This is a genomic window from Marinobacterium sp. xm-a-152, assembly GCF_013282965.1.
Taxonomy (GTDB): domain Bacteria; phylum Pseudomonadota; class Gammaproteobacteria; order Pseudomonadales; family Balneatricaceae; genus Marinobacterium_E.
In genome coordinates, this window is the sequence record NZ_WBYI01000001.1 from 241,585 (window position 1) to 253,908 (window position 12,324).

At 47.1% G+C, this 12,324-nt stretch carries 12 protein-coding genes; 8 read left to right on the forward strand and 4 right to left on the reverse strand.

Annotation, left to right across the window (positions count from 1 at the left end; translation table 11 throughout):
* Positions 1 to 97 precede the first annotated feature (97 nt).
* Complete coding sequence (locus tag XMA152_RS01160) at positions 98 to 676, reverse strand: 2-hydroxychromene-2-carboxylate isomerase (protein ID WP_173482470.1); 579 nt, start codon at positions 674 to 676, stop codon at positions 98 to 100.
* A 64-nt stretch (positions 677 to 740) separates the two neighbouring features.
* A complete protein-coding gene (locus XMA152_RS01165) occupies positions 741 to 1,949 on the reverse strand; it encodes an MFS transporter (protein ID WP_173482471.1) in 1,209 nt (402 codons plus the stop codon).
* Positions 1,950 to 2,045: 96 nt separating this feature from the next.
* Between XMA152_RS01165 and XMA152_RS01170 the strand changes: the two genes are divergently transcribed.
* The 3 genes from XMA152_RS01170 (at position 2,046) to purK (ending at position 4,604) form a co-directional block, all read left to right on the forward strand.
* On the forward strand, positions 2,046 to 2,939 hold the full coding sequence (locus XMA152_RS01170; RefSeq protein ID WP_173482472.1) for an AEC family transporter: 894 nt from the start codon (positions 2,046 to 2,048) through the stop codon (positions 2,937 to 2,939).
* Positions 2,940 to 3,042: 103 nt separating this feature from the next.
* Positions 3,043 to 3,531 (forward strand): 5-(carboxyamino)imidazole ribonucleotide mutase, encoded by a 489-nt coding sequence (gene purE / locus XMA152_RS01175; RefSeq protein ID WP_173482473.1) that lies wholly within the window; start codon positions 3,043 to 3,045, stop codon positions 3,529 to 3,531.
* A 2-nt stretch (positions 3,532 to 3,533) separates the two neighbouring features.
* Positions 3,534 to 4,604 carry a 5-(carboxyamino)imidazole ribonucleotide synthase gene (gene purK, locus XMA152_RS01180; protein WP_217363975.1) on the forward strand — a complete coding sequence of 357 codons (1,071 nt, stop codon included), beginning with the start codon at positions 3,534 to 3,536 and terminating at the stop codon, positions 4,602 to 4,604.
* A 75-nt stretch (positions 4,605 to 4,679) separates the two neighbouring features.
* Here the strand turns inward: purK and XMA152_RS01185 are convergent, their stop codons facing one another.
* A complete protein-coding gene (locus XMA152_RS01185) occupies positions 4,680 to 5,177 on the reverse strand; it encodes a phasin family protein (RefSeq protein WP_173482474.1) in 498 nt (165 codons plus the stop codon).
* A gap of 189 nt (positions 5,178 to 5,366) precedes the next feature.
* On the opposite strand from XMA152_RS01185, the gene murI reads away from it, so the two are divergent.
* Positions 5,367 to 6,179, forward strand: a complete 813-nt coding sequence (gene murI, locus XMA152_RS01190; protein ID WP_173482475.1) for a glutamate racemase — start codon at positions 5,367 to 5,369, stop codon at positions 6,177 to 6,179.
* Entirely contained in the window at positions 6,176 to 6,469 is a 294-nt protein-coding gene (locus XMA152_RS01195) for an HlyU family transcriptional regulator (RefSeq protein ID WP_173480911.1), read from the forward strand. The genes murI and XMA152_RS01195 overlap by 4 nt, the downstream gene beginning before the upstream one ends.
* Here XMA152_RS01195 and XMA152_RS01200 read toward each other — a convergent pair.
* The gene (locus XMA152_RS01200) at positions 6,447 to 7,427 is read right to left on the reverse strand and encodes a diguanylate cyclase (protein WP_173482476.1); all 981 of its coding nucleotides are present in this window, start codon (positions 7,425 to 7,427) and stop codon (positions 6,447 to 6,449) included. The two genes, XMA152_RS01195 and XMA152_RS01200, sit on opposite strands and share 23 nt — an antisense overlap.
* A 142-nt stretch (positions 7,428 to 7,569) precedes the next feature.
* On the opposite strand from XMA152_RS01200, the gene XMA152_RS01205 reads away from it, so the two are divergent.
* The 3 genes from XMA152_RS01205 (at position 7,570) to XMA152_RS01215 (ending at position 12,189) form a co-directional block, all read left to right on the forward strand.
* Positions 7,570 to 8,625: an efflux RND transporter periplasmic adaptor subunit gene (locus XMA152_RS01205; RefSeq protein ID WP_173482477.1), complete on the forward strand. Its 1,056-nt coding sequence runs from the start codon at positions 7,570 to 7,572 to the stop codon at positions 8,623 to 8,625.
* Positions 8,615 to 11,830 (forward strand): efflux RND transporter permease subunit, encoded by a 3,216-nt coding sequence (locus XMA152_RS01210; RefSeq protein WP_173482478.1) that lies wholly within the window; start codon positions 8,615 to 8,617, stop codon positions 11,828 to 11,830. Before XMA152_RS01205 ends, XMA152_RS01210 begins: the two co-directional genes overlap by 11 nt.
* A gap of 110 nt (positions 11,831 to 11,940) precedes the next feature.
* Positions 11,941 to 12,189 (forward strand): hypothetical protein, encoded by a 249-nt coding sequence (locus XMA152_RS01215; protein WP_173482479.1) that lies wholly within the window; start codon positions 11,941 to 11,943, stop codon positions 12,187 to 12,189.
* Positions 12,190 to 12,324 lie beyond the last annotated feature (135 nt).

Sequence of the window (12,324 nt, forward strand, 5' to 3'; positions counted from 1 at the left end):
CCTGTGGATCGCGGTTTGTCGCTGCGCTCCAATTCGCTCCTACAATTTAACGCTCCGTTTGTAGGAGCGAATTGCCCGAAGGGCAAACCGCGACAATTTAACTTTTGGCTCTTTCGATCGCTTGTTCTAGACGATCCTGTCCCCAGAAGGGTTCACCATCAACGATGTAGAAGGGGCTACCAAAGACACCAGCCTCAATGGCTTCATCTGTCTCTCTGTCCAACTGATCATCTAAGCCCTTAGATTGCTCTAATAGAGCTGAATCGATACCCAGTTCATCGAGAAGCCGAGCTAGCACAGCGTCCTCTGCAATATTCAGATCTCTCTGCCATACGGCACTTAAGAGTGCTCGAGCTAAACCTGGTACATCCGAGCCTGCATCCCTGACTGCAAGTAGTAGTTTAGAGGCAGGGCGACCATCCACTGGGAAGTATTTTGGCTTAAGATTAATGGTGATTCCACGTTGTTTTTGAATCCGAGCGAGTTCAGCTAAACGGTAAGCTTGACGTTGAGGCGATCGCTGAGGAACCGGCACACCCCCTGTTGCAGCAAATAGACGGCCTATATCGAATGGGTGATACACGACCTCAGCAGGTGCTTGTGTATCCAACAGATCACCGGCTAGGCAGGTAAAAGGTGAGATCGGTGACAGGTAGTAATCTATGGTGTGGCTCATCAGTATTTCCCTCTATTTTTTTCTGTTACGAAAAATACATCCTTGTGGTTCCTAAAAACCGACTTTAACTCTCTTTGGTTACGAAAGAGGGGTGTGGTTTTTCATCAATTGGCCAGTGAAGTAGTACAGCCAACAAACCAAAGAAGATACCAGCCCACCAGATGTACTCATAATGGCCATAGGTTTCATAGAGATAGCCACCTAACCAGACACCAGAGAAGCTACCCACTTGGTGGCTAAAGAATACGAAGCCATACAGTGTGGCCATGTATCGTGTACCAAACATATTCATAACGATGCCGGAGGTTGGAGGAACTGTCGCCAGCCAGAGAAGCCCCATCACAGCACTGAAGATAAGTACCGATGTGAGCGTGATAGGGAATATCAAGAATAGGGCGATAGCAATCGTTCTTCCTCCGTAGATTGCCACCAGTAGCTTCGATCTTGAGTGCTTGCGACAGATATTGCCGGCCCAGAAAGCCCCAGCGATATTGAACAGACCAATCAATGAGAGAGACCAAGCACCGACCTGATGCGCTAAGCCTAAATCTGATAAGTAGGCCGGCATGTGCGCCGTTATAAAGGCAACGTGAAAGCCACAAACAAAAAAGCCAAACACCAGAAGCCAGTAGGATTTGTGACCAGCGGCTAATCGCACTGTTTCAGCGAACCCTTGATCAGTCTCTGTAATGACAGAACTTTTTTTAGCATTCAGAGGAATGGCTAACAACATCATCAACAGGGCGATAGCCGTTAGAATATGCAGCGAGTTGATCCAGCCAAAATCAGAGATAAACATCTGAACCAATGGAACAAGCGCAAATTGACCAGCAGAGCCACAAGCAGTGCCCAAACCGAGCACCCAGTCACGTCGTTCTGGTGGAACGGATTGAACTAAAGCAGGGAGAACGATGCCAAACGAAGTGCCGGCAACGCCAGCACCCACGAGAAACCCTAATCCTGCATTAAGCGTGAAAAGATCCGACACACCAGCTGTTAGATAAACACCTAGGGCATAGACCAGTGCGCCACCAAACAGGACGTTGCGATTTCCGAAACGGTCGGCAAGCCCGCCAGTGAAAACCGACATAATTCCCCAGCTCAGGTTTTGCAAGGCCAGGGCAAAGCCTATGATGTCACGCCCCCAGTCGGTTGAAGCCTCAATAGGGCGCATGTACAAACCATAACTCGACCGTATACCAAAGGAGATCATCAATAACAGGCAGCCACTGGCGATCAGGAAAATCGTTGAAGGGGAGAGTCTCTGAGTCATGTTTGATCCAGTTTAAAGAAGAATCGCTCAATGATAGTTGCCTATCTATTTGCAGACAACTGTATAATCATCATCCAACATTAAGATAGTGACTCCATGTTTACAGCTTTTATCTCTGCTATTACTCCGGTTTTTTTGATTGCCGCACTTGGTTTCCTTCTGGCACGAAAAACGGACTACCTAGAACACCCTGGTTTGGCTATGCTCTCCAGCCAGATCGCCTTGCCCGCTCTGGTGTTTACCTCGGTGACTCAGATGAAAGTTCCCGTCACAGAGATGGGGTATTTGATGGGAGTGACCGCTCTCTGCTTAGCGGTCGGTGCTACTCTGATAGCCATTTTTTGCAAGCTGCTTAACACCTCACCGCGCTTCTATCTCTCGACACTGGTCAACCCCAATACGGGCAATTTAGGTATTCCACTGGTCTTTGCACTGTTGGGGCCTGAGGCTCTGGCATCTGCGGTCATCATTTCAACAACTGTGACGCTTAGTCACTGGACATTAGGAACCACCGCCATGTCAGGCCAATACAATTGGCGCTCACTGGTCACCAATATGCCTCTGTTAGCACTCTTGTCAGGTGCAATCGTGGTATCGATGGATTTGACGATTCCTGTGCCTATCAGTCGTGCTTTAGATTCTATCTCCGGTATAGCCATACCGATTATGGTCATGTTGTTAGGCCGCTCATTAGCCCGTTTAAAGATAGGGGGTGCCCGTCAGGTTGGCATCATTGCAGGTTTATCCATCTACCGACCCTTGTCGGGTTTTTTGATTGCCTGGCTGGTTGTATCCCTAATTACTATCGATACCACTGCAGCGCTCTCACTGCTTATTCAGATGTCGATGCCGGTTGCTGTGATGAGTTATGTTCTAACGGTTCGATATGGCGGTCCTGTCGATCGTATTGCCGCTCTTACCATTACCAGTATTCCTGTTAGCCTTGTAATACTGGTGTTGATCTTCAACTTTCAGTCAGCACTGGTTTAAAAGGGTAGGTCTGGCTGACTCTTTCTTGCTATAATTTCACGCTTATTTTTTTGTCGATACCGACTGCCTATTTTTCGAGATCAAACTCGATATGGAGAAATGAATGAGCGCCACCGTTGCAATAGTTATGGGGTCTAAATCAGACTGGCCAACCATGGAAGAAGCCGCCAAGATGCTAGATGTACTGGGTGTCGAGTACACCGCTGAAGTGGTATCGGCACATCGCACCCCAGATAAGATGTTCCGCTTTGCTGAACAAGCTGCCGACAATGGCATCAAAGTTATTATTGCCGGTGCTGGTGGTGCGGCTCACCTCCCAGGTATGATTGCTGCTAAAACCATTGTGCCTGTGCTGGGTGTGCCTGTGCAGAGCAAGGCATTGAGCGGCCAAGACAGTCTTCTATCCATTGTTCAGATGCCACGTGGTATTCCTGTTGGAACCCTGGCTATCGGTGGAGCAGGTGCATTTAATGCCGCGCTACTGGCCTCTCAGATGCTAGCAACAACCGATGCAGAGCTCGCCGTTCGTCTGCAAAATTGGCGTAATGAACAGAGCCAAACGGTTCTAGATAATCCAGATCCACGAGGTTAAGCATGCAGTTGCCACGTATTGTCATTGCCGGTAATGGTCAACTAGGTCAAATGCTTCAGCAAGCAGGTGCACCCCTGCAGCTTGAAGTACAACCTATTCACCCGATAGGTGATCAACTGGTCGAGTTGAATGACGACGACGTTATCTCGGTAGAGATTGAGCACTGGCCTGAGAACCCTGTCGGTAATCAGCTTAAATCCCACCCAAACTTTCGCAACGATGCGGCTCTATATCAGGTCATTGATCGTTTTCGTCAGAAATCGACCTTAGATCGCCTTAATGTCCCAACGGCCCCTTGGGTTGATTTAAACAGTGCCGATGCATCCATTGCCGAGTCGCTATCCTCTCTGGGTGAGCGTGCCGTCGTAAAGGCTCGTATGGGTGGTTACGATGGGCGTGGTCAATGGCGCTGGAAGCAGGGTGATGAGATTCTTGCTGAATGGGATGGCATTGCCATCGCTGAAGCGATGATCCCGTTCTCACATGAGGTGTCGTTAGTTGGCGCACGAAATGCACAGGGTGAGAAGGTCTTCTACCCATTGACGCGTAACTGGCATCAAGACGGCATTTTGCGTGCGAGTATTCCTGGGTTAGATAATGACCCTGCGATGCAAGCAAGTGCTGAAGGTTGGCTGGGATCGATCATGGATGACTTTGACTACATCGGCGTCATGGCGATGGAGTGTTTTGTTGTCGATGGTGAATTATTGGTTAATGAGTTAGCGCCACGTGTCCATAACTCCGGACACTGGAGCCAAGAGGGTGCTACTGTCAGTCAGTTTGAATTGCACTTAAGAGCGCTTGCTGGTTTACCATTGATCACCCCTGAGTTTCGTGGTGTCTCTATGATGTATAACTTGCTTGGACGAGACTGGAAAGCAGAGTGGCTGGCGGTACAGGGCGCTCATGTGCACTGGTATGGTAAAGAGATCCGTCCTGGTCGTAAGGTAGGTCATCTCAACATCGTTAGACCGACTGTTTCCGCACTAGTTGAAAGCTTGTCCGAACTCGAGCCTCACTTGGATGAGGGTGAAGCAGTGGTGGTTGAGTGGGCAAAAGCTCAGCTTAGCTAATTTAACAAGCTAATCTCTAAAACTAAAAAAGCCGCTTGAGGTATCTCAAGCGGCTTTTTTGTATCGACTGATCGATTAAGCAGTTGCTTTTGGAGCAGCCGCTTTACGAGTTGTTTTTGCAGCTGGTTTAGCCGCTTCAACTGAAGGCATGAAGTTTGAAAGATCAAAGTTTTTCATGTCGAATTTAGAAAGGTCGAACTGTGCTAGATCGAATTTCGCTAGGTCGAACTTAGAGAACTGAGCCATCGCTTCTTCTGTCATCTCTTGTGTAGACTTTTCGAAGATTTCAGTGAGTTCAGCTTTTGCAGCCATTAGAGCAGAGATCTCTTCTTCAGCAACAGTGTTTAGTTTTGCTTCCATCTCTTTAAAGAAAGCAACCTGAAGTTCTAGAGCAGCTTTTGGCTCTTTTGATTCAGTCAATGCTTTAACATGCTCAAGACCACGGTTTAGCATCTCTGTAGCAACAGTTTGCTGCATGCCGAATAGTTTTTCAGCAGTTTGTTTGTTGATTTCAGCTGCTTTAGTTAAAGGAGCCATCTGTGCTTTGAACTGGTTCATCATTTCGTTGTACATGGTGACCTCCGAGGTCTTTAAGTTTCTATCTAAAAAGTTTGTTGCACTGCAACATTTGACGCCATATTAGACATTGACTAAAAAATAATCAACACTTTTTTGTGCATTGCACAAAAATAATTATTCTGACCATCTCATATCATTCTGCGTTAAACTTATTCGAAACTTTAGATCTGTATTTGACGATTAATGAATCCATATGAACACGCTCCGATTGGAGTCTTTGATTCAGGAGTGGGCGGGTTAAGTATCTTATCCGCCTGCCTTAACAACCTACCCAATGAGTCCTACCTGTATATCGCTGACAGTGCCTTTGCACCCTATGGTGATAAGAGCGATGCAGTGATCCGTGAGAGGGTGGTTCAGATCGTCTCTTACCTCATTGAGAAGGGCGCCAAGGCGATTGTGATCGCGTGTAATACAGCAACCGCTGCTGCTGTTCACGAGTGCAGAGAGCTATTCTCCTTACCGATCATTGGTGTTGAACCCGGACTAAAGCCTGCCATTAAGATGAGTCAGTCAAAACGCGTTGGCGTTCTGGCAACTCAATACACGGTAGAGAGTCAGAAGTTCCAACGATTGGTCTCCCAGCTTAAACAGCAAGCCGAGTCGATTACAGCACTTGGCTGCCCTGGATTGGTCGAATTAATTGAAAACCCAAACACCACCAATCAACAACTCAGCACACTACTAACCACTTATATTGATCAGTTTGAAGCAGCCGATATTGATACCTTAGCGCTTGGATGTACGCATTATGGATTTGTTGAGAAAGAGATCAGCGAGTTGTTCAGTCATCCAGTTAAGGTGATCGACACATCGGAATCGATCGCGCTCGAAGTTAAACGTCGTTTAACTGAACAGAAATTACTCTCTCTCTCCAATCAAGCGGGTAAATTAGAGATACTGACCACAGGACGAGACAGAGAGGCTCTCTCTGAGTTATCTAAACGTTTAATCCAATTTGAGGGGGTCGTCACCCCTGTAGAGGTATCCAAGTGATTGAGTTTATAAAAAAACTTCTCCGTTCAGACCCTGTTGAAGAGCCGGTGGCTTCGGAGTTTGAATACAAAGGGTTCAAGGTTTCAGTCAAACCGAGAAAAGTGGATGGCGGCTATGGTGTGGGTGGCATGATCTCCAAGGAGATTGATGGCCAATGGTTGGAACAGCCGTTTATTCGTGCTGACAGCATGGCATCAAAAGAGATCTGTGTAGAGGTCACCATGAACAAAGCAAAAATGACGATTGATCAGATGGGGGATGCACTGTTTAGCAAATCTGGCCATCGGTAAGGGCTTCTTCAGATTTTTCAGAGTCAGAGTGTATTACAGAATCATACATCACGACCTGATTTCGGCCTGAGTGTTTGGCTGCGTAAAGTGCTTTGTCACTATCGCTGATCAGCCCCAGCATGATCTCTTTTGTTGTCATTGTGCTGATGCCATCAAAGGTCGCAATTCCGACACTGACGGTTACTCCTAAAGAAAGATCGCTCTCTAAGAAGGGCGTTGATTCAATCACCTCTCTGAATCGCTCGAAAATCGCTTTAGGATCTGATTCAAGCGCCGTACAGCAGACAACAAACTCTTCACCGCCGTATCGTGACACTAGATCATAGGGTCTAAATGTCTCTTTCATTCGATCAGCAAACTCTTTAAGCACTCTGTCGCCAACAGGGTGTCCATAGGTATCGTTGACCCGTTTAAAAAAGTCGATATCGCAAATGGCCAGGGCTAAGGGCTCACCGGTACGTTTAGTTCGTTCAATCTCATTATCAAGATGCTCGATCAGAGAGGCGCGATTTTGCAAACCGGTTAACTCATCATGCTCTGCCTTGTAGGCGAGCATCTCATTGGCAATATTGAGTCGATTTTGCAGCTCTAAGGTTCTTAAACCAACGCCGAGTCGAGCGCGTAACTCAACGGTTTTAGTGGGTTTGCTGATGTAGTCGTTAGCTCCGGCTTGCAGTGCAGTTGCCAAGTGCTCTTGATCGGAGTGTGCAGTGACCAACACAATGTAGGGTGGGTCATTACTCTCAAGGGCTCTTATTTTACGACAAAGCTCTATGCCATCCAGATTGGGCATCTCCCAATCAAGAACGAGCATACGTGGCGGTTCTTTTTGTGTTGTCAGAATTTCAAATGCCTCTTCACCATCCTGCGCGGTCATTACTTCAAAGCCCCAACCCTCAAGTTGGCGCTCCATCAGCATTCTTAAGACTTTATCGTCGTCGGCAATCAGTACTTTCATAATCTCTATTAATAGATTGAATTTCATTCAGTGTAGCAGGGCATTCAGAAAGTACAGAAAATATTAAAAAATCTTTTATATTAGTTTTGCCTAATATATTATTAGCGGAACTTAACCCTTATAAACGAATAGAGTGTTTGATATGCAGATCAGAAAGGCCGTTAACCTAGCAGTGACCGCGTGCACCCTAGTGACATCCATTTCACTAACGCAACTGGCTTCAGCCCAAGAGCTAACGTTTACTGAGACCAAAATTATTCAGCAACCGATCAAGGTCGAATTCGACGGTACTGTGGAAGCTGTTAATCGAGCTATTGTTGCCGCACAAACTTCTGGTCGTATTCTAGAATTACCTTTTGATTATGGCGATTTTGTTGAGCAGGGCAGTGTGATAGCTCGCCTAACACAGAGTGAACAGCGCGCAGGGTTGGATGCTGCTAGAGCTTCTCTCAATGAAGCACAAACCGCTTTCGATGAAGCCACTCGTCAATTGGATCGTTTAACCGCACTGTTTGAACGCAAATTGGTCGCGATCGCGCCTGTAGACAGCGCTCGCCAACAACGTGATGCAGCCAAAGCAAGACTTGATGCAGCAAAAGCTCAGGTTTCTAATGCCCGTGCTCGTTTTGATTACACTGAGGTAATCGCGCCCTATTCAGGTGTAGTGGTTAACAAGCTAGTTTCTGAAGGGGAGACGGTACAACCAGGTACACCATTGATAGAGGGGATTGCACTGGATAGATTACGTGTTCGAGTTCAAATCCCGCAAGCCAACCTGGTCGATGCCAAACAGAGTCAGTTTGTTAATGTTGTGTTGGGTGATCAGGTTGTAGAACCTGTCGATCAACGCTTAATTCCGACAGCCGATCCACTAAGTCATACCTTTACACTGCTTCTAACGTTACCAGCGGGTGACCCTGCTCAAATGCCGCTTCCAGGTGAGTTAGCACGTGTTCAATTTACCATTGATGAAGAGCCTGTGCTGACTCTGCCTAAGTCATCTATAGCGACTCGTGGTGAAGTGGAAGGTGTTTATGTGGCTTCAGGCGACTCAGCTCTCCAATTTAGATACATCAGAACCGGTCAAACTGCTGGTGAACAGGTAGAAATTATCTCTGGTCTCGCAGAAGGCGAAACCGTAGCACTTGATCCTATTAAAGCGGCCTCAATTTATAAGGAGGCGAACCGTGCAGAGTAATGACACTCAAACACTGGGCATATCGGGTCGAATTGCCAAGAGTTTTTTAACGACTGAAATTACCCCGCTACTGGCGATCGTGGGTCTTCTGCTAGGTCTTTTTGCCGCGCTGGTGACACCGCGTGAGGAGGAACCACAGATCAACGTCACCTTTGCCAACGTGATGATTCCTTTTCCAGGCGCAAGTGTTGCTGAAGTAGAGTCGCTTATCACCACATCTGCAGAGCAGGTGGTTTCAGAGATCAGTGGCGTCAAAAATATCTACTCTGTTTCCAGCCCAGGCATGGCGCTGTTGACGGTTCGTTTTGAAGTCGGCGAGCCAAGAACTGATGCGATTGTCCGTCTCTATAACGCCTTCTACTCGAACAGAGATATCTTCCCGCCAAATATGGGTATTGGTGAACCGGTCATCAAACCAAAGGGCATTGATGATGTACCGGTTCTAGCTGCGACCTTATGGAGTCATGATGAATCAGTTAGCAGTGCCGATCTATTGAACGTCGCTCATACAATTCAGTCAGAGCTTCAGCGAGTTGAAGGAACCCGTGACATCACTGTGATTGGCGGTGCTAACCGTGCCATTCAGATCGACTTCGATCCGGTCAAAATGGCGGCGCTCTCGGTTACTTTGGATGATGTTCGCGCTAAGTTGCAATACGCCAATGTGACTGCAGATACTGGTGATCGTGTCAAAGCGAACAGCGCCATTCGAGTTCAAGCAGGACAACTACTTCAGGATGTCTCAGAGGTTAAAAACCTAGTGATCACCGTTCGAAATGGCGCACCGGTTTACCTTCGAGACATTGCTAATATTTACGATGCTCCAGAACAACCGAATCAATACGTCTCTTTTGGTACCGGGCAGGCTGCAGCAGACCAGACTGTAGTGACCCCTGCGATCACCATTGCCGTGGCAAAGAAACCGGGTGAGAACGCGGTTGAAGTCGCTGATGCATTGATCGATCGATTTGAAGCGATTCAGGGTATCTATGTTCCGGATAACATCGAGACTACGATTACCCGTAACTATGGTGAGACGGCTGATGATAAGGCGCAAACCCTGATCAAAAAGCTGATTTTCGCTACGCTGTCTGTCATCGTCCTCGTGCTGTTAGCACTGGGTGTTCGTGAAGCCATTGTAGTGGGCATTGCCGTTATCGTCACCTTGGCTATTACACTCTTTGCCTCATGGGCTTGGGGCTTTACCCTTAACCGAGTGTCGCTATTTGCGTTGATCTTCTCGATCGGTATTTTGGTTGACGATGCCATTGTCGTTGTAGAGAACATACACCGTCATATGTCGATGGGTGTTAAATCACTTCGTGAAGCGATTCCTCTAGCAGTAGACGAAGTGGGTGGTCCAACAATATTAGCAACCTTCACTGTCATTGCAGCGCTACTGCCCATGGCTTTTGTCAGCGGCTTGATGGGCCCATACATGTTGCCGATTCCGATCAACGCCTCAACTGGCATGTTGATCTCATTGGCTGTCGCGTTCATTTTGACCCCTTGGCTCTTTTTAAAGCTGTTTAGACGTCATGTTGAATCAGCTCATTCAGCGGAGAATAGCCACTCTGAAGCGCGCTTCAAAGGTCTATTCGTGAAACTACTCACGCCGATGCTGCGTCAAGGAAAAGGAGCATTGAATCGTTACCTTCTACTGGTTTCGATACTGGCGATGATCGGTGGTTCCGTTTACTTGGTGGTTAATCAATCGGTTATTCTGAAAATGCTACCGTTCGATAACAAGAGTGAATTCCAAGTCATTGTTGATATGCCAGAGGGAACCTCTCTAGAGCAGACTCAACGTGTCTTGACTGAGTTGGCAGATGATCTACAGGCACTTCCTGAGCTGAAAGATTTCCAAATCTACTCGGGTTCTGCTTCGCCAATTAACTTTAATGGCTTGGTTCGACAGTACTACTTACGTTCGGCACCTCATATGGGTGACATTCAAGTCAACCTAAGTGATAAGGCGTTGCGTGATCGTAAGAGTCACGAAATAGCACTTGAAGCACGCGCTCTGCTTGCCGACACGGCTAAGCAATTCAACGCCAACGTGAAGGTCGTTGAGATGCCGCCAGGGCCTCCGGTTATGGCACCTCTAGTGGCAGAGATCTATGGTCTGGATAAGCAGGGTCAAATTGACCTAGCCAAACAAGTTCGCGCGCAATTTGAGTCTACCGAAGGGGTAGTCGATGTCGATGACAGCATTGAAGCCCAACAGACTAAAGAGATCTTCACGATTGATCGCGTTCGTGCCGCGCACTTTGGTGTAGCAGATGCGACCATTGTTGCGGCACTAAACAGTGCGATCCGCGGTGAAAGCCTGGGATACCTGCATGATGACCACTCACGTGTTCCCGTGCCACTAACACTACAACTGGGTGAACAAGATAAAGCCAATATCGCTAAGATTGAGTCTATTCAGGTTCGTTCGAATAAAGGTACCTTGGTCTCTTTAGCGGATGTCACTCAGCGTATCGATACACAAGTAGAACAGAGTGTGTATCACAAGGATCTACTGCCTGTTGTTTATGTTACGGGTGACGTAGCAGGTGCTACTGACAGCCCGCTTTATGGTCTATTTGAGATTGAATCGAAGCTGGATGAGGTCGTACCAAGCGGCAACCCAATTGATCGTTTCTTCTTCTCAGAACCCTCAGACCCGTATGAGTGGAGCTTGAAGTGGGATGGCGAATGGCAGATCACGTTTGAAACCTTCCGTGATATGGGCATTGCCTACTCAGTCGGTCTGATCATGATCTATCTACTGGTTGTCGCTCAGTTCCGTTCGTACGGTATTCCATTAATCATCATGGCACCAATTCCATTGACGATTATCGGTATCATGCCGGGCCACGCGATACTTGGGCAGCAGTTCACAGCGCCCTCTATGATCGGCATGATCGCACTCGCTGGTATCATTGTCCGTAACTCGATACTGCTGGTGGACTTTATTCAGCAGCAGGTGAGGGAGGGTATGAACTTCCAAGAAGCGACGATTAATGCGGCTGCAGTTCGTTCGTTACCGATTGCACTAACGGCAGTAGCTGCAATGATGGGTGGTTTCTTCATCATCGACGATCCAATCTTTGGTGGCCTAGCGGTATCGTTGATCTTCGGTTTGATGGTGTCAACCATACTGACCTTAGTCGTGATTCCGGTGGTCTACTACCACTACCATTGGAAGAAACATGCTTAATTGATGTTTGAATTGAAAACCCGGCTTTTGCCGGGTTTTTTATTTTGCAAAAGTTGGCACGCCATTTGCTTTATCTAATCAATCGCACCAACAATAAGAAGGGAATTGGTATGCAACTTTCACAAAACGAATCAAATTACTTAGCTAGCTTAGAACTGGAAACACTGATGATGGACGCTAAGGATCTGCAACAAGCCATGATTCAAGAGATCGCTATTCTTAGTGATAAAGGTAACTACTCAACCAGAGCCATAAAACGAAGCTCACTGCGTCTATTAGCTTATCAATCGGCTTTGCAGAGCCAACAAAACTCTATAGAGCGATATGCACGAGTTCGTGCACCGCTTTTGGTTCATTAAACCTGTAAAACGATCAAAGTTGTCTATACTGAAACGATATGAAATCTAGAATGACTGTAAAGGCTAAAATTGAGTAATCAAAAACCGTCGGCGGATATTTTTGAATCCATAGAAAACAATGCCAAGCCCAAAATC

Coding starts and splice junctions, on each gene's coding strand:
- XMA152_RS01200 (WP_173482476.1), bottom strand. CDS start 7,427: ATGAAAGTACTGATTGCCGACGACGATAAAGTCTTAAGAATGCTGATG.
- XMA152_RS01170 (WP_173482472.1), top strand. CDS start 2,046: ATGTTTACAGCTTTTATCTCTGCTATTACTCCGGTTTTTTTGATTGCC.
- purK (WP_217363975.1), top strand. CDS start 3,534: ATGCAGTTGCCACGTATTGTCATTGCCGGTAATGGTCAACTAGGTCAA.
- XMA152_RS01205 (WP_173482477.1), top strand. CDS start 7,570: ATGCAGATCAGAAAGGCCGTTAACCTAGCAGTGACCGCGTGCACCCTA.
- murI (WP_173482475.1), top strand. CDS start 5,367: ATGAATCCATATGAACACGCTCCGATTGGAGTCTTTGATTCAGGAGTG.
- XMA152_RS01165 (WP_173482471.1), bottom strand. CDS start 1,949: ATGACTCAGAGACTCTCCCCTTCAACGATTTTCCTGATCGCCAGTGGC.
- purE (WP_173482473.1), top strand. CDS start 3,043: ATGAGCGCCACCGTTGCAATAGTTATGGGGTCTAAATCAGACTGGCCA.
- XMA152_RS01185 (WP_173482474.1), bottom strand. CDS start 5,177: ATGTACAACGAAATGATGAACCAGTTCAAAGCACAGATGGCTCCTTTA.
- XMA152_RS01215 (WP_173482479.1), top strand. CDS start 11,941: ATGCAACTTTCACAAAACGAATCAAATTACTTAGCTAGCTTAGAACTG.
- XMA152_RS01160 (WP_173482470.1), bottom strand. CDS start 676: ATGAGCCACACCATAGATTACTACCTGTCACCGATCTCACCTTTTACC.